The organism is Corynebacterium sp. LaCa_23 (assembly GCF_058182375.1).
On record NZ_CP190825.1, the window covers coordinates 1,580,264 to 1,600,470 of the forward strand.

The 20,207-nt window shown below is 59.4% G+C and carries 18 protein-coding genes; 7 read left to right on the forward strand and 11 right to left on the reverse strand.

Annotated features, from left to right (window positions below; translation table 11 throughout):
* Positions 1-18: 18 nt before the first annotated feature.
* Positions 19-741, forward strand: coding sequence for a peroxide stress protein YaaA (yaaA, locus tag ACP8IT_RS07605; protein WP_005278749.1), 723 nt, complete (start codon positions 19-21; stop codon positions 739-741).
* A 22-nt stretch (positions 742-763) separates the two neighbouring features.
* Here the strand turns inward: yaaA and ACP8IT_RS07610 are convergent, their stop codons facing one another.
* From ACP8IT_RS07610 to ACP8IT_RS07625, 4 genes are read right to left on the reverse strand one after another with little or no spacing between them, the layout of a single operon-like run.
* Positions 764-1,501, reverse strand: coding sequence for an ABC transporter permease (locus ACP8IT_RS07610; RefSeq protein ID WP_490289849.1), 738 nt, complete (start codon positions 1,499-1,501; stop codon positions 764-766).
* 37 nt (positions 1,502-1,538) lie between these two features.
* Positions 1,539-2,438 carry an ABC transporter ATP-binding protein gene (locus ACP8IT_RS07615; protein ID WP_490289850.1) on the reverse strand — a complete coding sequence of 300 codons (900 nt, stop codon included), beginning with the start codon at positions 2,436-2,438 and terminating at the stop codon, positions 1,539-1,541.
* A 59-nt stretch (positions 2,439-2,497) separates the two neighbouring features.
* On the reverse strand, positions 2,498-3,259 hold the full coding sequence (locus ACP8IT_RS07620) for a response regulator (RefSeq protein WP_005283584.1): 762 nt from the start codon (positions 3,257-3,259) through the stop codon (positions 2,498-2,500).
* Positions 3,252-4,433, reverse strand: coding sequence for a sensor histidine kinase (locus ACP8IT_RS07625; RefSeq protein WP_005278739.1), 1,182 nt, complete (start codon positions 4,431-4,433; stop codon positions 3,252-3,254). Before ACP8IT_RS07625 ends, ACP8IT_RS07620 begins: the two co-directional genes overlap by 8 nt.
* A 66-nt stretch (positions 4,434-4,499) precedes the next feature.
* Here ACP8IT_RS07625 and ACP8IT_RS07630 point away from each other — a divergent pair, with 66 nt between their 5' ends.
* Positions 4,500-5,324, forward strand: a complete 825-nt coding sequence (locus tag ACP8IT_RS07630; RefSeq protein ID WP_490289851.1) for a PhzF family phenazine biosynthesis protein — start codon at positions 4,500-4,502, stop codon at positions 5,322-5,324.
* Position 5,325: 1 nt separating this feature from the next.
* A complete protein-coding gene (locus tag ACP8IT_RS07635; protein ID WP_490289852.1) occupies positions 5,326-6,681 on the forward strand; it encodes a protein adenylyltransferase SelO in 1,356 nt (451 codons plus the stop codon).
* Between the two features lie 108 nt (positions 6,682-6,789).
* Here the strand turns inward: ACP8IT_RS07635 and mqo are convergent, their stop codons facing one another.
* Positions 6,790-8,286, reverse strand: coding sequence for a malate dehydrogenase (quinone) (gene mqo, locus ACP8IT_RS07640; RefSeq protein WP_005278731.1), 1,497 nt, complete (start codon positions 8,284-8,286; stop codon positions 6,790-6,792).
* A gap of 285 nt (positions 8,287-8,571) precedes the next feature.
* Here mqo and ACP8IT_RS07645 point away from each other — a divergent pair, with 285 nt between their 5' ends.
* The gene (locus ACP8IT_RS07645; protein WP_284609137.1) at positions 8,572-9,618 is read left to right on the forward strand and encodes an alpha/beta hydrolase; all 1,047 of its coding nucleotides are present in this window, start codon (positions 8,572-8,574) and stop codon (positions 9,616-9,618) included.
* 35 nt (positions 9,619-9,653) lie between these two features.
* Entirely contained in the window at positions 9,654-11,054 is a 1,401-nt protein-coding gene (mtr, locus tag ACP8IT_RS07650; protein WP_005278725.1) for a mycothione reductase, read from the forward strand.
* A gap of 120 nt (positions 11,055-11,174) precedes the next feature.
* Here mtr and map read toward each other — a convergent pair whose 3' ends face one another.
* From map to dxr, 5 genes are all read right to left on the reverse strand, one after another.
* On the reverse strand, positions 11,175-12,044 hold the full coding sequence (gene map, locus ACP8IT_RS07655) for a type I methionyl aminopeptidase (RefSeq protein ID WP_005283598.1): 870 nt from the start codon (positions 12,042-12,044) through the stop codon (positions 11,175-11,177).
* A gap of 65 nt (positions 12,045-12,109) precedes the next feature.
* Positions 12,110-13,960, reverse strand: coding sequence for a penicillin-binding transpeptidase domain-containing protein (locus ACP8IT_RS07660; protein WP_034667330.1), 1,851 nt, complete (start codon positions 13,958-13,960; stop codon positions 12,110-12,112).
* A 93-nt stretch (positions 13,961-14,053) separates the two neighbouring features.
* Positions 14,054-15,217: a flavodoxin-dependent (E)-4-hydroxy-3-methylbut-2-enyl-diphosphate synthase gene (ispG, locus tag ACP8IT_RS07665; RefSeq protein ID WP_023017313.1), complete on the reverse strand. Its 1,164-nt coding sequence runs from the start codon at positions 15,215-15,217 to the stop codon at positions 14,054-14,056.
* Positions 15,218-15,394: 177 nt separating this feature from the next.
* Positions 15,395-16,603, reverse strand: coding sequence for a M50 family metallopeptidase (locus ACP8IT_RS07670; protein WP_023028915.1), 1,209 nt, complete (start codon positions 16,601-16,603; stop codon positions 15,395-15,397).
* Between the two features lie 13 nt (positions 16,604-16,616).
* Positions 16,617-17,777 carry a 1-deoxy-D-xylulose-5-phosphate reductoisomerase gene (dxr, locus tag ACP8IT_RS07675; protein ID WP_490289853.1) on the reverse strand — a complete coding sequence of 387 codons (1,161 nt, stop codon included), beginning with the start codon at positions 17,775-17,777 and terminating at the stop codon, positions 16,617-16,619.
* A 140-nt stretch (positions 17,778-17,917) separates the two neighbouring features.
* On the opposite strand from dxr, the gene ACP8IT_RS07680 reads away from it, so the two are divergent.
* Positions 17,918-18,406: a DUF2631 domain-containing protein gene (locus ACP8IT_RS07680; RefSeq protein ID WP_005278706.1), complete on the forward strand. Its 489-nt coding sequence runs from the start codon at positions 17,918-17,920 to the stop codon at positions 18,404-18,406.
* A gap of 151 nt (positions 18,407-18,557) precedes the next feature.
* Here ACP8IT_RS07680 and rlmN read toward each other — a convergent pair whose 3' ends face one another.
* On the reverse strand, positions 18,558-19,670 hold the full coding sequence (gene rlmN / locus ACP8IT_RS07685) for a dual-specificity RNA methyltransferase RlmN (protein ID WP_284630337.1): 1,113 nt from the start codon (positions 19,668-19,670) through the stop codon (positions 18,558-18,560).
* Between the two features lie 104 nt (positions 19,671-19,774).
* On the opposite strand from rlmN, the gene ACP8IT_RS07690 reads away from it, so the two are divergent.
* Positions 19,775-20,182, forward strand: coding sequence for a LapA family protein (locus ACP8IT_RS07690; RefSeq protein WP_490289854.1), 408 nt, complete (start codon positions 19,775-19,777; stop codon positions 20,180-20,182).
* Positions 20,183-20,207: the final 25 nt, after the last annotated feature.

Below are 20,207 nucleotides of genomic sequence, written 5' to 3' on the forward strand. Positions count from 1 at the left end.
CATCGCTACCCTAGCTATATGCTCATTGTCCTCCCTCCTTCAGAAACCAAGGCCCATGGCGGCACCGGAAAGCCGCTTGATTTTGCCAACCTATCTTTTCCAGAACTTACCGATACGCGGCGCGAAATCGCCGCTGAGCTGCAGTCTCTTCCCATTGATGAGGCGATGGTGGCGCTGAAGCTCTCGGAGAAGCTGCGCGGTGAGGCCGAATCCAATAGTCAGCTTTTTACCACCCCCACCATGCCAGCGGTGGAGCGCTATACTGGCGTGCTTTTTGATGCACTTTCGGCGTCCACCCTTCCCTCGTGGAGCCGCCTTGCTATTGGCGATGCCCTCTTCGGGCTCCTGCGCGCGGACGACCCCATCCCCCATTACCGCTTATCGGGCGGTTCCAAGCTGGGCGGTCGCACCATGAAGTCTTTTTGGGGCAAGCAGATAACGCAGGCGCTAGAAAACATCGACGAGCTGGTTGTGGATCTCCGCTCGGGCACCTACCAGCAATTGGGCCGGCTGCCTTCGGCGGTGACGGTGCGGGTAGAAAGCGTGCAACCAGATGGCTCGCGCAAGGTGGTCAGCCACTTTAACAAGCACTACAAGGGCCTGCTGGCCCGGGAGCTGGCGCTTTCGCCTGCCGATGCCTTCAGCGCCGCCGATGTCGCCGCTATCGCCCGCGCGGCCGGCATGACGGTAGAGGAACCACCGCACGGCTCACGGGAACTTACCCTCGTCGTATCCCCGTAACGCGCGAGCGCCTGCGGGGAGCCTAGACCACGGCGCGGCGGCGCTGGACGGCTGCGGCCCCGCCGAGGACCGCTACCACCATGGCCAAGACAATGACGCCGGATGCCCATTGCGGGGCCATAAGGCCGAAGGTGTCTTGGCCTTGGAAGAAGGTGCGCAGGTTGGCATCGGGCAAAATCTGCAGGATGTATTTGGCCCAGCCCATATCCATTGAGGTCAGCACGCTTTCGATGACGAAGTACTCGATTATCAGCAGCATGGCTGCAAAGGTGCCGCTGCGCAGGATATATGCCAGGCCGGTAGCGAGCAGGGTGTAGACGATGTATTCCACGAAGGTGAAAAGGAACACCGCATTATCCGGGTAGTGGACGAAGCTAGAGAAGTCATACGAGCTGCCGAGCGCAGCGTTAAATAACATTCCGAGTATGCCCGCCAGGGCCGCCGCGGCGACGTTGGCCACGGTGATGACGAGGATTTGGCTCGAGAGCACCTGTAAACGCCGGTTGGTAGATAGGTAGCTCCAGGCGACGGTGCCTTTTTGTAGGTCTCCGCCGACGAGCGTGGCCGAGGAAAAGATCATGATGACCACGGCGAAGATGGCGCCGATGGCTAGGTCGGAGGATTGGAGGGCGCTGTCGTCAGTGCGGATAGCTCTCATCAGCACGTTCGCGGTGGTTAGGCCAACGGTGATGATAGCGAGGTAGACCCACGTTGAGCGCAGGGAAAATATCTTGCGGGATTCAGAAACGATGGTGTTCATGGCTCGTACTCTGCCTTTCGATAACGGATAACGGGGGTTATGCGGAGCGGTAATCCAGGTGGTCTGCGGTAGCACCGAGGAAGGCGTCTTCCAAGGAGGGGTGCTTCACCTCAAGGCTGCTGATACGGATGCGGTGGTCAAAGCACAATTGGCCGACCTCGTCGCGGTCTAGGCCGGTAATGCGCAGAACCTCCCCATCAAAGGAGGTCTCTGCCTGCGAATCGTGCAGCAGGCGGGCCAGTTCTTCTGGTTGATCCACCACGACCTCCACGGTGGAGGCACCAGAGGCATTGACAAATTCTTCTACCGTTCCTTCACCAACGAGCTTGCCCTTGCCGATGACCACCAAGCGGTCCGCCGTGAGCTGCATTTCTGAGAGCAGGTGGGACGACACCAGCACGGCGCATCCCCCAGCGGCGAATTCCCGGATGCGGTCGCGCATCCAGTGCACGCCTTCAGGGTCCAGGCCGTTGACGGGTTCATCGAGAAGCAAGTGCTTGGGCTGTCCCATCATGGCGCAGGCGAGGCCCAGGCGCTGCTTCATGCCAAGCGAATAGCCCCCGATGCGCTTTTTCGCCACCTTTCCGAGCCCGACTCGCTCCAGGGTGTCATCGACGTGGTTCATCGATACTCCCTGGAGTGCTTCCATATAGCCCAGGTGCGCGCGAGCACTGCGGCCGGGGTGGAACCAGTTGGCATCGAGCAGGGTGCCCACCGTGGAGGCGGGATCGGGTAGTTCGCGAAATGGGGTGCCATCGAATGTGGCGGTGCCGGAGGTGGGATTTTCTAGCCCCACGCACATGCGCATCGTGGTGGATTTGCCGGAACCATTGGGCCCTAAGAACCCGGTGACTTGGCCATCGGGAACCTCGAAGGAAAGGTTGTCTACTGCTGTAAAGGAACCGTATTTCTTGGAAAGCTGTGTGACTGTGAGCATGGTTTTATCCTGGCGCTTTCCCGGCGCGAAGTAACCATCCTCGAGGCGGATTTAGCCGTTCATCCCTGGGGATGAGAAAGCAGTTCTTCTACGGTGACCACGCCATGGGTATAGGCATACAGCACGGCTTGGACGCGGTCGCGGGACCCAGTCTTGGTCAGCACGTGGCGCACGTGGGTCTTGACCGTTGCCATGGAGACAAACTCCTCTTCGGATATTTCGGTATTCGAATACCCCAGCGCCATGAGCCTTAAAATATCCATCTCGCGCGGGGTAAGTTCCGCGGACGGCGGGGCCGTAGCGGTGGTGGCGCCTGGCTGTGCAGCCGCGGCGGTGTGCGAAGCCGAGTGCGCCTTCCTACTGTCCCCACCCTCCTCGCTGCGGACTTGTTGGAGCACCTGGGCGGTAATGCGCGGCGAAAGCACGGCCTCGCCCGAGTGCACGGTGCGAATGGCTGAGAGCAGCTCTTCGGGCTCGACGTCTTTGAGCAAAAATCCCGATGCCCCTGCAGAGATTGCACCGTGGACAAAGTTGTGATCATCAAAGGTAGTCAGCATGATGACCTTGGTCTCCGGGAATTCAGGGAGCACTTCCTCCGTGGCCGCAATGCCGTTAACCCGCGCCATTTGCACGTCCATGAGGATGATATCGACGGGCTCTTGCCGGGCTAGGTCCAGTACCTCATCGCCATCGGAGGCCTGCCAGACCACGCTCATATCCTCCTGCGAGCCGATCAGCATGGCGAACCCGGCGCGCAGGAGCGGTTGGTCATCGACAAGCGCAATGCGAATGGGCTCAGATTCCTGTTCCGGATTAGACATGCGGTACCTCCACGATGATTGCAAACGTTCCATCCTCGGCCTTGGTGGACACACTGCCACCATAGGCCTTCACGCGCTCTTTCATCCCGATGAGCCCATAGCCTGGGCTGTGGTCCTCGTCCGGCTGCGCCATGGGGTTGTGCCCCTCGATAACAAGCGCCGACCTATCGCTGCGAAAGCGCAGGGTTCCCCTATTTTGGCTGGAGTATTTGAGCATATTGGTCAGCATCTCCTGCACGATGCGGTAGATGGTGAATTGATAGAGCTCATCGCTATCGGCGGGTAGCTTTTCCATGCCGTAGACGGTGATATCGAAGCCGGCGCGCCGGGCTTCCGAAAACAGACCTGCGATGTCTGAGGTGCCTGGGGCCTTGGTTTCCCCGCGCGCGTCTTCTTCGCGCAAGACGGAAAGCAGGCTGCGCATCTGTTTTAAGGATTCGCGGGAAGTAGAGGCGATGGTATCGAGTGCCTCCGTTGCTACCTTGGGGTCTTTGGCGGCGGCGAACCGGGCGCCATCGGCAAGCGCGATGACGCCGGCGAGATTGTGGGCGACGATGTCATGCATCTCGCGGGCGATGCGATTGCGCTCCACGGCGCCGGCCATCTCCGCGCGCTCGATGAGCAGCTGTTGGCCCTCCCGGCGCTTCCGGTTATTGGTGCCGAGCAGGTAGAAAAAGCCGAGGACCGGCCAGCCGAGCAGGACCGTGCCAGCATAGACAAGCAGCGGGCTCATGGTTGCATCGCCCAAGCCGATATCGCTGCCCGCGAAGACCTTTTCCCCAAATAGGCTTGCGGTGGTTCCCGCCAGCGAGCCCAGGGCAATCCAGGCAAGCCAGATATAGCGCAAGCGCTTGCGCGAGTGCGTGCCGATGAGAAAAGCCGTGTAGGCGAAAATCGGGGCGTGGAAGTTCTCCAGGGAGGCCAAGGGCGTGAAAATGCACAGCGTCATGGTGCCGGCGATGAAGAAAATGGACTTTTCTTGCAGCTTGGGATGCAGCCACAGCGCCAGCGGAATGCCGACGGTGTACAAGACCGCGACGATGGCCTGGAAGGGTGAATCGGTGTGCAAAAAGTTCGCGGCATTGGGCAAGAGCACGCCGAAGAACACGGGGATGATGATTCGCCACGGCGGGCCAATCCAATCGCGCAGACGATCCGGCCAAAGCTTAGACATAAGGGCAAGGCTAGCGCAGAAGCCAGCCTGCCGTCCTCATCCTCAGGGCTGACTAGACTGGCTGGCATGCAATTCCAGTTCTTTGAAGTCGATGTCTTTGCCACCTCGGCGTTTTCCGGTAACCCGCTCGCGGTCGTGGCCCATGCCGATGGGCTCTCGAGACAGCAGATGCAGGCCATCGCGCACTGGACCAACTTTTCTGAAACCACGTTCTTGCTCCAGCCCACTGATCCCGCGGCGGACTATCGCGTGCGCATTTTTACCCCGCACGAGGAATTCGACTTCGCCGGCCACCCCACTTTGGGCAGCGCCGCCGTCTGGCGGGCGCTCGGCAATGAACCGCAGAAGGAGGGCACCATAGTGCAGGAATGCGGGGTGGGGTTGGTCTCCGTGCGCGAGAACGCAGGTATTTATTCTTTTGCCACCCCTCCGCTGCGCGCGGGCGGGCCATTAAGCAGTGCCGAACTGGCAGAGGCCTGCGCGGGATTGAATATCGCAGAAGAAGATGTCATCGATTCCGCTTGGGTGGACAATGGGCCTGGTTGGCGGATTATACAGCTGCGCGATGCCGCGGCCGTGCGCGCGGTTCAGCCCGCCGCCACTCGCCCCAAGGTGGGCGTGGTGGGCATGCTGGATACCACCGCGGGTAGGGATTCCGCTGCCTATGAAGTGCGCGCATTTACCGCAGAATTCGAGGATCCTGTCACCGGTTCCTTCAACGGCGGTGCCGCGCAATTCATGCGCTCGCGAGGCCTCGTCCCCGCCCGCTACACCGCCTGCCAGGGCAGCCAACTGGGAAGAGACGGCGAGGTCTTTATTCACGATGACGGCACCGATATTTGGGTCGGCGGCCGCGTCCACATCCGCGTGCAAGGACAATTGGAGGTCTAAAATGCACCTACACCACGACTATGCAAAGCACCTGCCGGACTTAGTGTCGGCAACGCACGGCGAAGAGCAGCCGGATCCACAGCTCGTGGTCCTCAATGAGGAGCTAGCAGTGCAGCTGGGCCTGGATACTGACTGGCTGCGCTCCGCAGAGGGCCTGGATTTCCTCTTGGGCCGCGACGGCGGGCATGCCATGGCCTATTCCGGCTTCCAATTCGGTTCCTTCAACCCACAGATGGGCGATGGCCGGGCCATGCTCTTGGGCGAGGTGGAAAAAGACGGAAAACTGTGGGATCTCCACGCCAAGGGCACGGGGCTTACCCCCTATTCCCGCCTGGGTGCTGATGGCCGCGGCACCCTTTCATCCATGCTGCGCGAATACCTGATTTCTGAGGCCATGCATGCCCTCGGCGTGCCCACCACGCGCTCCCTCGCCGTGATTTCCACCGGCCGGCCCATCCAGCGCGGCCACGTGCAGCCGGCGGGCGTCCTGGTCCGCGTGGCGGCCAGCCACATCCGGGTCGGTACTTTTCACTATGCCGCGCAGTCCGGCCACCTCCAGGCTCTCGCGGACTATGCCATAGCGCGCCACTATTCTGGGGCAGACTACCGGGAGTTCTTCCAGGGCGTGATGGACCGCCAGATTGCCACCGTGTCTTCGTGGATGCGCTTGGGCTTTATCCACGGGGTGATGAATACGGATAACACCACCATCTCCGGCGAAACCATTGATTATGGCCCGTGCGCCTTTATGGAGTCCTACTCTCCCGATACGGTATTTTCCAGCATTGACCAGCAGGGACGCTATGCCTTTGGCAATCAACCAGCCATCCTGGGCTGGAACCTCGCCCGGCTCACGGAATCGCTCGTGCCGCTTTTCGATGCCGATATCAATGCCGGGGTCGACTTCGCGCAAGAGACCATCAATGGGTTCCAGGAGAAATTCGCCACCCAGCGCCGCAGCGATATAGCCGCGGCCCTCGATACCACCACCGAGGTAGCCTCGGCCTACCTTACTGCGATGCAGCTATCCCGGCCGGATATCACGCTGGCGCACCGTGCGCTTGCCGATGCCGCCCGCGACCACACCCTTCCTGCCCAAGAGCTCTTCCCAGATTCAGACTTCCTAGATAGCTACCTAGCCACTCACCCCGCCCCGGATGCCGTGGATGCTGCCATGCCCCGGGTCATTCCCCGCAACATGGCCGTCGAAGCCGCGCTGCGCGCCGCCGAGGCAGGCGATATGCAGCCCTTTACTGAGCTTCTCCACGCCGTGACCCACCCGTGGCAGCCGCATCCGTCCTACGAACAGCCCGACCCGAATGGGCTTGCAGGTTTTCTCACCTACTGCGGTACCTAAATTGCTTGCGACCCCGAATTCAGGGATTGCGCAGCACAAAGCCCTCCGCACAGTAGGTTCTGCACGGAGGGCTTGCGGCCGAGGACTTAGCCCCAAGCCGAAGGCGTTTTAGCGCTCCAGCTTCAGCGTCTTCTGGGTGTATTCCCACATCTCGTTGTAGAAATCCTCATCGTTGGCCAGCTTCATGCCGTAGGACGGGACCATCTCGCGAATCTTATCGCTCCAGTCAATCATGCGCTCGCCAAAGCAACGCTCCAGTAGCTCCAGCATGACGGCTGGGGCAATGGAAGCACCCGGGGAGGCACCGAGCAGGCCGGCAATATTGCCTTCCTGGTTATTGACCAGTGCGGTACCAAACTCGAGGGAGCCAAAGCGCGGTGCACCAGCAGGCTTGATGACCTGTACGCGCTGGCCGGCAATCACGGTCTCCCAGTCGCTTTCCTTCGCATTTGGTACGTATTCGCGGAGGGAATCAACGCGGTCGGAGAAGTCCTTGCGCACCTCATCGATGAGGTACTTGGTCAGGCCGAATTCCTGTACCGCAACGCCCAGGTAGGAGGTGATATTATCCGGGCGGATGGACTTGAAAAGATCCAGGTAGGAACCCTTCTTCAAGAACTTCGGGCTCCAGCCGCCGTACGGGCCAAACAGCAGGCCTTTCTCGCCGTCGATAACGCGGGTATCCAGGTGCGGCACGGACATCGGAGGAGCACCGACTGCTGCCTTACCGTAAACCTTGGCCTGGTGCTGCTCAATGAGCTCCGGGTTCTTGGCGCGCAGCCACAGACCGGAAATGGGGAATCCGGCGTAGCCAGCTACTTCCTTCACCTTTGCCTTGCGGAGCAGATCCAGGGCGTAGCCGCCGGCACCGACGAAGACGAACTTCGCCTTCACCACGGTGATATCGCCGGTGTGCTTATTTTTGGAATAGACCTTCCAGTCATTTCCGTCGCGGTCGATATCGAAGACCTCGTGGCCGTAGCGGATCTCCGTTCCAGATGCGCGCGCCGCGGTCAGGAACTGCTTGGCCAGGGCGCCGAAGTTCACGTCGGTGCCGACTTCGGTCCAAGAGATAGCGACCTTATTGGAAAAGTCGCGGCCGTCCGCCATGAGCGGCAGCTTCTCCGCAAAGGTGGATTCATCATCAGAGAACTGCATGCCGGGGAACATGTGCTTTTCGCTCAGTACCTCGTAGCGGCGCTTCAGGTAGTCCGCCTGGATTTCGCCTTGGGCGAAGGAAACGTGCGGGACTGGGTTGATGAACTCACTAGGTTCAGTCAGGATGCCGTTGTTGAGCTGGTGGGACCAGAACTGGCGCGACTTCTGGAACTTCTCGTTAGTTGCAATCGCCTTAGAGATATCGATGCGGCCGTTCTTTTCTGGCGTGTAGTTGAGCTCGCACAGGGCGGAGTGACCGGTACCGGCGTTATTCCACGGAGAGGAGGATTCCAGGGCGGGGCCATCAAGGCGCTCAAAGATCATCTGGGTCCAGCTCGGCTCCAACTCGCGGAGCATAGCGCCCAGGGTGGCGCTCATGATGCCGGCACCGACCAGTGCGACATCGACCTCATCTACAACTTGTGCTGTCTTCTTTGCTGAGGACACTGTGTTATAACCTCTTCGAATTGAAAATTTATATACATCGGCGCATTCTGCACCATATATTTTAAGCGCTTTGCGCCCCACACCGCGACTGTTGTGCACAGCCAACCTGCCGATGTGTCACGCATTAACGCCTTACCTTACGCTTTTCTTTTCTCGATTGGTTTTTCTCCCCCACCCTGGTCACCACAATATGGGGCGACCTGTTATACACTTCACATTTCACCGAAATAATGGCAGGTCACGCAGCTACCGTAGCGACGACCAACTGTTGACTAGACTCGTGTCATGGCTACAGCAACTCCGTCATGGGGGCCCGATATCCTCGGCCCCGATTTTCAATCAGCCACCCTCAACCTCGGCCCCGATCCTGATGGCGAGGGCGACGTTGTCACCACCCTCGTCCGCTATGCACCAGGCTCGGCTGCAGGCTCCACGGATTCGGGCCCCGCCGATTCTTCTTCACCTTCTGCCACTTCCCGCCCGGCCTTGGTATGGCTGCACGGGATGACTGACTACTTCTTCCACACGCACGTCGCACAGCACTTCGCGGCACAAGGCTATGACTTTTACGCGGTCGATCTCCGCAAATGCGGCCGCTCGCACCGCCCGGGCCAAGCCTGGCACTACGTTTCGGACTTGTCCTTATATAACGTGGATCTTTCCGCAGCCCTCGATGCCATTACAAACGACGAAGTAATCGTTATCGCCCACTCCACCGGTGGCCTGATTGCGCCGCTGTGGATGGACTTTCTACGCCGCCATGACGCGGAGCGCTTCTCCCGCCTGAAAGGCCTCATCCTCAATAGCCCCTGGCTGGACATGATGGGCGTTCCCGGCTGGGCCGTATCAGCGCTGAAGCCGGCGATATATTCCACCGCCAAGATCGCACCCAAGATCGCCTTGCCTGGCGGCAACCTCACCGCCTATGGCGAATCGGTGCACAGTGACTTCTACGGCGAGTGGGACTACAACCTCAGCCTGAAACCATTAGCCGGGCATAAGAAATATATAGGCTGGCTGGCCGCCGTCTTCCACGGTTTCGACGTCATTCACAGCGGCCGCATTAATGCCGGGGTCCCCGTATTGACGCTGCAATCTACCCGCTCGCTATTGGGAACGCCCTACTGCGATGCGGTCAATCATGCCGATTGCATCATCGATGTCGCACAGACCCGACGGTGGGCAAAAGAGCTCAATGCGCACTACACGCTGCGTTCCATCGAAGGTGCGCGCCACGATGTCTTTTTATCCCTCTCCGGCCCCCTAGCGGAGGCGTTCGCAGCGTGCGATGCCTGGCTTCCCACCATCGTGGAAGCGCCCACACCAGCATAAATACCCGAATTGGACACATGGATTAAGGTATTGATATGACCACAATTGATACAGCAAATACTCCGGCCGCTGAGGAACACTACGACCTCATCATCATCGGCACCGGTTCCGGCAACTCCATTGCCAACCGCGATTTTCACGATAAGAAAATTGCCATTATTGAAAAGGGCCGCTTCGGTGGCACCTGCCTGAATGTTGGCTGCATCCCCACCAAGATGTACGTCTACGCAGCCGATGTCGCCCTCGCCGCCCGCGAAGGCGAGCGCCTTGGCATTGATGCCCAGGTCAACGACGTGGAGTGGAACTCCATTGTGGAGCGCGTCTTCCACAACCGCATTGACCAGATCGCCCAAAGCGGCGAGGACTACCGTCGCGGCGACAAGACCCCGAATATCACCGTCTACGACGAGCACGCTCGCTTCGTCGGCCCTAAGAGCATCCAGACCGGCGACCACGTCATCAGCGCCGATCAGATCGTTGTTGCTACTGGCTCCCGCCCGGTAATCCCTGAGGTCTACGCCAATTCCGGTGTGAAGTACTACACCAACGAAGACATCATGCGGATGGATCGCCAACCAGAAAGCCTGATCATCGTCGGCGGCGGCTATATCGCTATGGAATTTGCCCACGTCTTCGATGGCCTCGGCACCAAGGTCACCGTGGTCAACCGCAGCGAGACCCTGCTGCGCCACCTCGATTCCGATATCTCCTCGCGCTTCAACGAAATTGCCCGCGAGCGTTTCGATGTGCGAATTGCTAACGGCACCAAGCTGGAAGAAACCGACAAGGGCGTAAAGCTGGAGCTCGATAATGGCGAGAGCCTTGAGGCAGACGCAATCCTGGTAGCCACCGGCCGCAAGCCGAATGGCGATCTCATGGATGTGGACAAGGCCGGCATCAAGCTGCTGGACAATGGCCGCATTTCCACCGATGCGCATGGCCTTACCGATGCAGAAGGCGTCTGGGCGCTTGGCGATGTCTCTTCGCCCTACATGCTCAAGCACGTCGCCAACGCTGAAGCTCGCACCATCCAGCACAACCTGCTCCACCCGGAGGATCTGCAGGAGCTTCCGCACGACAACGTTCCTGCCGCCATCTTCACCCACCCGCAGATTGCATCTGTGGGCTTGAAGGAAGAAGAAGCGCGGGAGCAGGGCTTCGATATCACCGTGAAGATTCAAAACTTCGGCGACGTGGCCTACGGCTGGGCCATGGAAGATACCACCGGTATTTGCAAGCTGATTGCGGACCGCAAGACGGGCCAGCTCTTGGGCGCCCACCTAATGGGCCCGCAGGCCTCCACCCTGATCCAGCAGCTGATTACCGTAATGGCCTACGAGATCGACCTGCGCGACTTTGCCCGCAAGCAGTACTGGATCCACCCAGCCCTGCCAGAGGTCGTAGAAAACGCCCTCTTGGGCCTCGAATGGGACTAAGGCACATAGCTAAGGCTCCATAACAAAAGCCGCCTCCCCGGGCCACGCGCTAAGATTCGTGCGCAGTGGTTAAGGAGGCGGCTTTCGCCGTTCCTAGGCCTTGAAGAAGGGCCCTAGCGATTAATCCTCATCTGGGATGGTCAGGATTTCATTGCCATCATCGGTGATGACCAAGGTGTGCTCGAACTGGGCGGTGAACTTGCCATCACGGTTTTGCACGGTCCAGTCATCGTCCCAAATATCGTAATCCAGCGAACCAAGATTGATCATCGGCTCCACCGTCAAGGTCATGCCCGGTTCCAAGATATCGCGGTACGTGGTGGAATCGTGGTGCAAGACCACCAGCCCATTGTGGAAGGTGGGTCCTACGCCGTGGCCGGTGAAATCGCGCACGACGTTATAACCAAAGCGCTTGGCATATGACTCGATGACGCGGCCGATAACGTTGATCTCGCGGCCAGGCTTTGCGGCCTTAATGCCGCGCATCGTGGCTTCTTTGGTGCGCTCTACTAAAAGGCGGTGCTCCTCTGATACGTCACCTGCCAAGAAGGTGGCGTTATTATCGCCGTGCACGCCGTTTTTATAAGCGGTGACATCGATATTGACGATGTCGCCTTCTTCAATCACGGTGGTATCCGGAATGCCGTGGCAGACAATTTCATTCAGCGAAACACAGCTGCCCTTGGGAAATCCCCGGTATCCCAAGGTAGATGGGTACGCACCGTGGTCACACATATACTCGTGCGCCACGCGGTCGACCTCATCCGTCGTCACGCCAGGCTTTACGGCCTTGCCGGCTTCCTTCAGCGCGTTGGCCGCGATCTTGCAGGCCTCCCGCATCTTCTCAATCACTTCGGGGGACTGCACAAAAGGCTCACCGATGGCCTCTTGTACCTCGTCTTTCCACACATATTCCGGGCGCTCGATATCTTCTGGCACCGGCCGGATGGGGGTTGGTTTACCTGGCTTCAATTTTCCACGAGTACTCATAATTGCCCATGGTAGTCCTCATACCGGCTCACGCAGTATCGGGGTGGCCAGTCAGTGTCCGCTGCTTACTCGACCTTGGGGGCCGGGCCATCATTGGGGCGCGAGCGGTAATCATCCAGCTTCCGCAGGAAGTTATCGGTAATAGCTACCGAGGATTCGGAGCCGCCGCCCAATACGATGAGCGTGGCAAAGGCGATATCGTCTTCTTCCCGGTAGCCGGTAAACCACGCGTGCGAGCCTTCATTGATCTCGGCCTCACCGGTCTTGCCGTAAATCGTTCCGCCCGCCTGCATCCCGCGGGCGGTACCGCTGGTGACCACCTGGCGCATCATGCCGCGCACGTTATTCAGCACGTGGTCTGGGATCGGCGCCGACTTATCCGAGGCCTTGGTCTCGCGGCCCTCAATAAGGGTGGGCGTTGGAGTCTTTCCCGCCGCCACAGAGGCCGAAACCATAGCCATGCCGAACGGGCTGGCAAGGTCGTAGCCCTGGCCGTAGCCGGCCTCGGTGCGCTCCAAAACTTCCTTGCCCTCAGGAATCGAGCCGGTCGTGGTGGTCAGCCCAGGGATTTCATAATCCACCCCGAAGCCAAACTTTTTGCCGGTTTCCTTCAATTCACCGGGTGCCAGCTTGGTGGAAATATCGGCGAAGGTGGTGTTGCACGATTGGGCGAAGGCCTGGCTTAGCGGCACATTGCCGAGCGAAAACGCGTTGTAGTTGGTCACCACGCGGCCATAAATATCCATCGTGCCAGGGCACGGAACGATGGTATCCGTGGTCAGGTTTTGTTTTTCTACACCCGCAGCGGCGGTAAGGATCTTGAAAACCGAGCCGGGTGGGTATTGGCCTTGCAAGGCGACGTCGCCGTCCTCGTCCGCCTTTTCGGTCTGCGCTACGGCCAGGATATCGCCGTTAGAAGGCCGGATGGCAACCAGCATGGCCTGGGCGTCCGAGCGCTGATTCACCGCTTCTTGGGCCGCGCGTTGGACGTCATAATCCAAGCCAACCTTGATGGAGGGGGCGGCCTCGGGCGCATGCTTTTCGACATCGGAAAGCGCCGCACCATTCTCATTGACGACGGCGATGGACCAGCCGGTCTCGCCGTCGAGCTCGTCATTGACGGCCGAGCGCACGCGCGATAAGAGATCGGGCGCAAGACCACGGTCCCGGGTCACCAGCGCGGGCTCTTCATTAATACGGACGCCGTCCATCCCCTCCAGCTTGGCGCGGATGACGGACTCCTGCTCTTCTGTATAAAGCCCCACCGAATAGGCGGAATCTGCCTTTTCAAGCTTTTCGGCGAGCTCCTTGGCGTCTACCTCCGCGATTGAGTCGTCCTCGCGGTGCGCTGCAGCCAGGGCGCTGCTGACCTTGGAGGCCGTGGGGCGGACATCGGAAAGCGAGCTCGTATCCACGATGACGCGGTAATTCAGCCCGGGGCTCATCAGCTCCACCCCGTTGGAGGAAACGACGCTGGCGCGCGTGGCTTCCAAGGCGCGCAGCTCCAAATGCTGGTGCGCGCCCAGGTCCGGGTGAATAATGCTGGGCTTCCACCGCACCGTCCACTCGTCTTCGGCCTTGGTCAAGGTCATCTGCGTGGTATAGCTCAAGCTGCGATCCTTGGGCAAATCCCAGGTGACCTTATAATCCGCTGTGGCCACGGTTTCGTCCTGTTTTACCCCCTCGAGCTCAATATCGAGGCCCTCTGCCTGCAAGCCCGAGTACGTAGCATCGAGGGCCTGCGTGGCGTCATCGGGGGAATCCGTAAGCTCCGCCAAGCCCTCGTTATTTCGGCTCTCCATGCCTTCAATGAACTCTTCTGCCACCGGCTCTGCAGATACGGGCTTAGGGGTGCAAGCAACCACACCAGTTGCGCTAAGCGAAACTGTAGCAACCAGTGCGAATAACTTCTTCATGCTTTGGCACATTAGCAGCGCACGCAGCAAAAAAGACTGCCCCACACCGAGGTGCAGGGCAGTCTATTAATAATTAGCGTAGAGGCGCGCAGCTTACTGCGTCACGCGGACATCGGCCTTAGCGCCGTCCACGGCTTCGAGGCCTTCCTCATCCGCAATGCGCATTGCCTCTTCAATGAGGGTTTCCACGATCTTGTCCTCCGGCACGGTGCGCACCACTTCGCCCTTGACGAAGATCTGGCCCTTGCCGTTACCGGATGCCACGCCCAAGTCTGCGTCGCGGGCCTCGCCCGGCCCGTTGACGACGCAGCCCATGACGGCAACGCGGATGGGAAATTCCATGCCCTCGAGGCCTGCGGTAACTTCTTCCGCCAGCTTGTACACGTCCACCTGCGCGCGGCCACACGACGGGCAGGAGACGATTTCCAGCTTGCGCGGGCGCAAGTTGAAGGACTGCAGAATCTGGTCTCCCACCTTGACCTCTTCTTCCGGCGGGGCGGAGAGCGAAACGCGAATCGTATCGCCGATGCCTTCTGCCAAAAGGGCGCCAAAGGCGACGGAGGACTTAATGGTGCCCATGAACTTCGGGCCAGCTTCCGTCACGCCCAAGTGCAGCGGGTAATCGGTCTGCGCGGCCAGCTGGCGGTAGGCCTCCACCATCAGCACGGGGTCAGAGTGCTTGACGGAAATGGCGATGTCACCAAAGCCGTGCTCCTCAAACAGGCTAGCTTCCCACATAGCGGACTCAACGAGTGCCTCTGGGGTGGCCTTGCCGTACTTTTCTAGCAGGCGCTTATCCAGCGAACCGCCATTGACGCCGATGCGGATGGGAATCCCCGCATCGCCCGCGGCCTTGGCTACTTCCTTAACGCGCCCATCGAACTCACGGATATTGCCTGGGTTAACGCGAATCGCCGCACAACCGGCATCGATGGCTTGGAAGATGTACTTGGGCTGGAAGTGGATATCCGCGATGACCGGGATCGGGGACTTCTTGGCGATGGTCGGCAGAGCCTCCGCATCCACCGGCTTAGGGCAGGCCACGCGCACGATATCGCAGCCAGAGGCAGTAAGCTGTGCGATTTGCTGCAGGGTGCCGTTGATGTCATGGGTCTTGGTATTGGTCATCGACTGCACCGAAATTGGGTAGTCAGAACCAACGCCCACCGGGCCTACGTGCAATTGCCGCGTCTTCCGGCGCGGGTGCAATACTGGCGGAGGCCCGTCAGGAATTCCTAGACCGATAGGACTAGACATGAATGCTCCTTATTTCTAGCTCGTGGCTCGTTGCTAAACGTTATTGCACAATAAGTGTTGAACGTCCCCACTCTAGCACTAGATGGTTAAGCGCTAAAGTTCCCGCTCGCGCTGCAAATGTGCACTATACGTTGAGCTCTCCACCCACTTCCCGCGGCGGGCGCGGGAAGGGCAAACCTAGCCAAATAGCCTGATCGGGTTAACCACATCCGCGATGATGATAACGACGCCAAGCCCCATGAGCAGGGCCGCCATCACATAGGTGATGGGCATGAGCCTGGTGTAATCGGCAGGACCCAGCGGCTGCTTGCCCATCAGCTTGCGGATGCCATCGCGGATCTTCTCGTACAAGATGACCGCGATATGGCCGCCGTCAAAGGGCGGCAGCGGAATGAGGTTAAACAGGGCGAGGAAGAAGTTCAGCGTCGCCAGCATCATGAAGAACGATGCCCACAGGGAGCGCTCTACGAGTTCGCCGCCAACCCGCGATGCACCGACGACAGACATCGGCCCATTGACATCCCGCTCGTGGCCAAAGATGGAGGCCACCACTCCCGGTACCTTAGCGGGGAATTGCTTGATTCCCTCCACCGTGGCCTCGAGCGAATAGGTGGTGAAATGCCAGGTTGCAGGAAGAGCTTGCGTTGCTGAGTACTTCTCGACGATGTCGAGGACCTCATTGCTCAGCCCGATCGAACCGGCATCGACCAATTCGCCCTGTTGATTCAGGCGCTTGACCGTTTCTAGCTCAATGGAGAAATCTTTTTCCTCACCGCCGCGCTCTACGGTAAGCGTCACGGTCTCGCCGGGGCGCTGCATGACCTCATCGCGCAATTGCGTAAAGGAATCCAAGTGCTCGCCATCGAGTGCGAGAATGATATCGCCTTCCTGGACACCGGCCTTACCAGCGGGCCCGTTCCCGGTGCACGATTCCAGCTCCTGGTTTTCTTTTTGGTCAGCGGTGCAGGTTACCTCCCCCACCCGCGGGCGCACATCGGCATCTGGGTTGGGAAGTCCCGCAGTCATCGCCACAAAATACAAGATGACAAAGCCAAGGATCAGGTTGACGCCGATACCGCCTGCGAGGACGATGATGCGCTGCCACCATGGCTTTTTATACATCGCATAGGGCTTTTCTTCCTCCGTGAGGAATTCATCCTGCGCGGTCATCCCGGCGATATCGCAAAATCCACCCACCGGGAACGCGGCAAGGCCGTATTCGGTATGCCCCTTGCGGAAGGAGAAAACGCGCGGGCCAAAGCCAATGAAATACCGGCGCACCCGCATGCCAAAGGCGCGGGCAGTAAACATATGCCCCGCCTCATGGAGTGCCACGGTCAGCCCGATGCCAAGGGCGAAAAACACTATGCCCAGCAAATTTGCCATTAAAGAAAGCTTTCTAGTCAGCTAAACGGTCAATGCGCGCATTCGCGCGCCTGCGAGCCTCGCCTTCTACGGCGAGGATTTCATCGAGGGTAGAGACTACACCAGCAAACTGGGAAGACTCCCCGAGGATCTCGCCTACAACATCAACAATCTCTGGGAAGTGGATGCGACCAGACAAGAAGGCCGCCGCGGCCTCTTCATTGGCAGCGTTATAAATCACGCCAGTGCCCTGCGCCGCGGCCTCGCGGGCGAGGGATACGGCGGGAAAAGAGACATCATCAAGCGGCTCAAAATTCCACGTATGCGCTTGGGAAAAATCAAGTGCCGGCTGCGCGCCTGGCACACGCTGGGGCCAATTCAGCGCCAGGGAGATGGGCAGCTTCATCGACGGCGGCGAAGCCTGTGCGATGGTGCAGCCATCTTTAAAGGTGGCCATCGAGTGAATGACCGACTGCGGGTGAACCGTGACATCGATGCGCTCTGGCTCAATATCAAAAAGCAGCGTCGCCTCAATGAGCTCGAGCCCCTTATTGATCAAGGTGGCGGAATTCAGCGTATTCATCTGCCCCATGGACCACGTAGGGTGCTGCGCGGCTTGCTGCGGAGTAACCTCCCACATCTGCTCACGCGTTTGGCCGCGGAAGGGACCGCCCGAGGCCGTGAGAACGAGCTTGGCCAGCTCGCCCTCTTCGCCCGCGCGCAGGCATTGCGCCATCGCAGAGTGCTCCGAATCCACGGGGATGATCTGGCCTGGCCGCGCGGATTTCGTGACCAGCATGCCGCCGGCAACCAAGGACTCCTTATTCGCTAGCGCGAGGTACTCGCCCATGTCCAGCGTGGCTAAAGTGGCCTTAAGCCCGAGGGATCCCACTAGAGCATTGAGCACGGTATCGGCGGGAACCGAGCGCACCAGCTCTTCTGCAGCACCTTCACCAGAAAGTACCGTGCCGCCTAAAGCCGCAGAAACCTCCGCAGCCGCTGCAGGCTGGGCAACGGCGATGTGGTCAAACGAAAGGTGGAAGCTACGGGCCTGGTCAATGATCTGCTGCGGGTTAGAGCCGCCCGCGGCAATGCCCACGACCTCGAATTTATCTGGGTTATCCGCAATTACTTCTAATGCTTGCGTGCCAATAGAGCCGGTGGAGCCAAGGATAAGGATTCGCTGAGTAGTCACCCCTCTACCCTAGCGGTCATTTACCGCGCCCTGCTATGGGGTGGAACCGGTCAAGCAGGCGGGGGTGTTTAATCGCCTTTACAGCCACGATGTTTTAAAATAGGTGTCAGTCAAATGGCATTGGTGTGCCCCCTCGATTAATGGACACACGCGATAGCGAAGGAGAGCAAGTGTCTTCCCACAAGCCGGTACCGCAGGTTTATGACGGTGTTTCTACCGAAGATGTTCCATCCGCAGGCTTCGGTTGGTCCCGCATCAGCCGCTCTGGTGTGCAAATCGCGGGTTGGATCTCCGTGATCTTCATGATTGGTTTCAACTTTGGTAACCACAAGGGCCACGTGGAGACCGTCTGGCTCGTCGCCCTGACCGTCCTGTTGGTTGTGGGCCTGCTCATCTTCACCTTCGAGCCGAAGCTCAACCAGGTGCGCACCATCACCTCTAATAACAAGCCGGCCGACCACCTGGAGCGCGACTGGATTTATGACCAGAAGACCGTTTCTGGCGCCTACACCGAGTTGACCGACTCCCAGCTGCGCGCGTTGAATATCGAGCCTTCCCGCGTAGCCCACCTGCGCGTTGACTCCGCGTCCGACGCTGCCGAGGTAAGCTCCGGCAAGCACGCGCTGTAATCCTAGCTACGGAAAACCGCCGAGCCTCCTTATTGCGAGGGGCTCGGCGGTTTCGTGGTTTTAGCGGGTGCGTAAACGCGGCGTGCACCAACGAGAAAACCACCTAAGCACTTATTCAAAAATGCTTAGGTGGCTGTGCGGCAGCGGACTCTTAGGCCGACATGTCTTCTCGTTCATCGGCGGCAAGCTGGCCACAGGCTGCCGCGATTTCATCGCCCTTGGTATCGCGCACGGTGCACGGCACTCCCTGTGCCTGGACGCGGCGCACGAATTCATTAAGCCGCGCCTTGGGGGCTGCATCCCATTCCGAGCCCGGCGTCGGGTTGAGCGGGATCACGTTGACGTGCACCTTGGAGCCGAGCTTCTGGTGCAGCTTGCGGCCCAGCATATCGGCGCGGAAATCTTGGTCATTCTTATCCCGGATAAGGGCGTACTCGATAGACACGCGGCGGGCGGATTTATCGGCGTAGTACCGTGCTGCGTCGAGGACCTCATCAACGGACCAGCGGTTATTTACCGGAACCAGGCTATCGCGCAGCTCATCATCCGGGGTGTGCAGCGACACCGCGAGCGTGCAGGCGAGGTCTTCGTCCGCGAGCTTGCGGATGGCAGGTGCCAAGCCCACGGTGGATACGGTCACATTGCGCTGTGAGAGCCCAAAGCCCGTTCCATCCTGACCGGTAATCTGGCGCACCGCCTGGACCACGCGCTTGTAGTTTGCCAGCGGCTCGCCCATGCCCATGAAGACCACATTGGACAAGCGTCCGCCTTCGGCCGCCATCGCCGCGGCTGCATGGCGGAACTGCTCGACGATTTCGCCGGTAGAAAGGTTGCGGTCTAGTCCGCCCTGGCCGGTAGCACAGAACGGGCAGGCCATTCCGCAGCCGGCCTGGGAAGAAATGCACAAGGTAGCGCGGCCGGGATAGCGCATCAGTACGGACTCCAATAAGGTGCCGTCGTGCAAGCGCCACAAGGACTTGGTGGTTTCCCCATCGTCGGTAGAAGTCGTACGAATAGGCTTCATAAGCTCAGGGAAGAAGGCCTCCTTGACCTCCTCGCGCTTGCCGGCGGGGATATCTGTCATTTCTTCGACGTCGTCGGTGAGATGCTCGTAGTAGTGCCTGGCAATTTGCTTAGCACGGAATTTAGGTAGGCCAATTTCTGCGAGCTTATCGATGCGCTCGCTTTCAGAGAGATCCGCAAAGTGCTTGGGCGGCAGACCGCGCCGCGGCGCGGAGAAGTTAAGTTTTACTGGTTGAGCCATAATAACGCCCATCTTTCCACGGTTTACCGGTACTTTTCCAATTGGGAAGGCCTCAATTTATAGCCAAGTGGCATTTTGGAAGGGTTTACAGAAATAATGGACATATGACCACTCCGAAATACCCCGAAGATGACTTTTCCGCTTCCGATGATGAGGCCACCGCGGCAAGCGATAATGCCGCTTTGGCCGAAACCGGAAGCAAGGAAGTCTCCACCGATGCCGGCGCCGGCACCACCGAGCCCGCTGCCGCACCACAAAAAGCCCAAGGTTCGTTCGCCGCTAGCACCTGGGCAGCGTTCATTGTCGGTTTCCTCTTGCTAATCGTGTTGATCATCTTCATCATGCAAAACCAGCAAGAAGTGCCGATGAACTTCCTAGGCTGGTCGGGGCAGTTCCCAGCGGGCATTGCCTACCTGATGTTTACCATCGGCGGCGCGCTCATCATGGCGCTAGTAGGTGTGTGGCGCATGCTTGAATTGCGCCGCCAATTGCGCAAGCAGGCCGAAGGCTAAAAGAGCTCTACTGCCGCCCTCCTCC

What these genes read in the sequence shown, in the direction of transcription:
- ACP8IT_RS07615 (WP_490289850.1), bottom strand. Translation starts at nt 2,438, where the DNA reads ATGCTCACAGTCACACAGCTTTCCAAGAAATACGGTTCCTTTACAGCA.
- rlmN (WP_284630337.1), bottom strand. Translation starts at nt 19,670, where the DNA reads ATGGCTCAACCAGTAAAACTTAACTTCTCCGCGCCGCGGCGCGGTCTG.
- ACP8IT_RS07630 (WP_490289851.1), top strand. Translation starts at nt 4,500, where the DNA reads ATGCAATTCCAGTTCTTTGAAGTCGATGTCTTTGCCACCTCGGCGTTT.
- ispG (WP_023017313.1), bottom strand. Translation starts at nt 15,217, where the DNA reads ATGTCTAGTCCTATCGGTCTAGGAATTCCTGACGGGCCTCCGCCAGTA.
- ACP8IT_RS07610 (WP_490289849.1), bottom strand. Translation starts at nt 1,501, where the DNA reads ATGAACACCATCGTTTCTGAATCCCGCAAGATATTTTCCCTGCGCTCA.
- map (WP_005283598.1), bottom strand. Translation starts at nt 12,044, where the DNA reads ATGAGTACTCGTGGAAAATTGAAGCCAGGTAAACCAACCCCCATCCGG.
- ACP8IT_RS07635 (WP_490289852.1), top strand. Translation starts at nt 5,326, where the DNA reads ATGCACCTACACCACGACTATGCAAAGCACCTGCCGGACTTAGTGTCG.
- ACP8IT_RS07660 (WP_034667330.1), bottom strand. Translation starts at nt 13,960, where the DNA reads ATGAAGAAGTTATTCGCACTGGTTGCTACAGTTTCGCTTAGCGCAACT.
- ACP8IT_RS07680 (WP_005278706.1), top strand. Translation starts at nt 17,918, where the DNA reads ATGGACACACGCGATAGCGAAGGAGAGCAAGTGTCTTCCCACAAGCCG.
- ACP8IT_RS07645 (WP_284609137.1), top strand. Translation starts at nt 8,572, where the DNA reads ATGGCTACAGCAACTCCGTCATGGGGGCCCGATATCCTCGGCCCCGAT.
- ACP8IT_RS07620 (WP_005283584.1), bottom strand. Translation starts at nt 3,259, where the DNA reads ATGTCTAATCCGGAACAGGAATCTGAGCCCATTCGCATTGCGCTTGTC.
- mtr (WP_005278725.1), top strand. Translation starts at nt 9,654, where the DNA reads ATGACCACAATTGATACAGCAAATACTCCGGCCGCTGAGGAACACTAC.
- ACP8IT_RS07670 (WP_023028915.1), bottom strand. Translation starts at nt 16,603, where the DNA reads ATGGCAAATTTGCTGGGCATAGTGTTTTTCGCCCTTGGCATCGGGCTG.
- ACP8IT_RS07625 (WP_005278739.1), bottom strand. Translation starts at nt 4,433, where the DNA reads ATGTCTAAGCTTTGGCCGGATCGTCTGCGCGATTGGATTGGCCCGCCG.
- yaaA (WP_005278749.1), top strand. Translation starts at nt 19, where the DNA reads ATGCTCATTGTCCTCCCTCCTTCAGAAACCAAGGCCCATGGCGGCACC.
- ACP8IT_RS07690 (WP_490289854.1), top strand. Translation starts at nt 19,775, where the DNA reads ATGACCACTCCGAAATACCCCGAAGATGACTTTTCCGCTTCCGATGAT.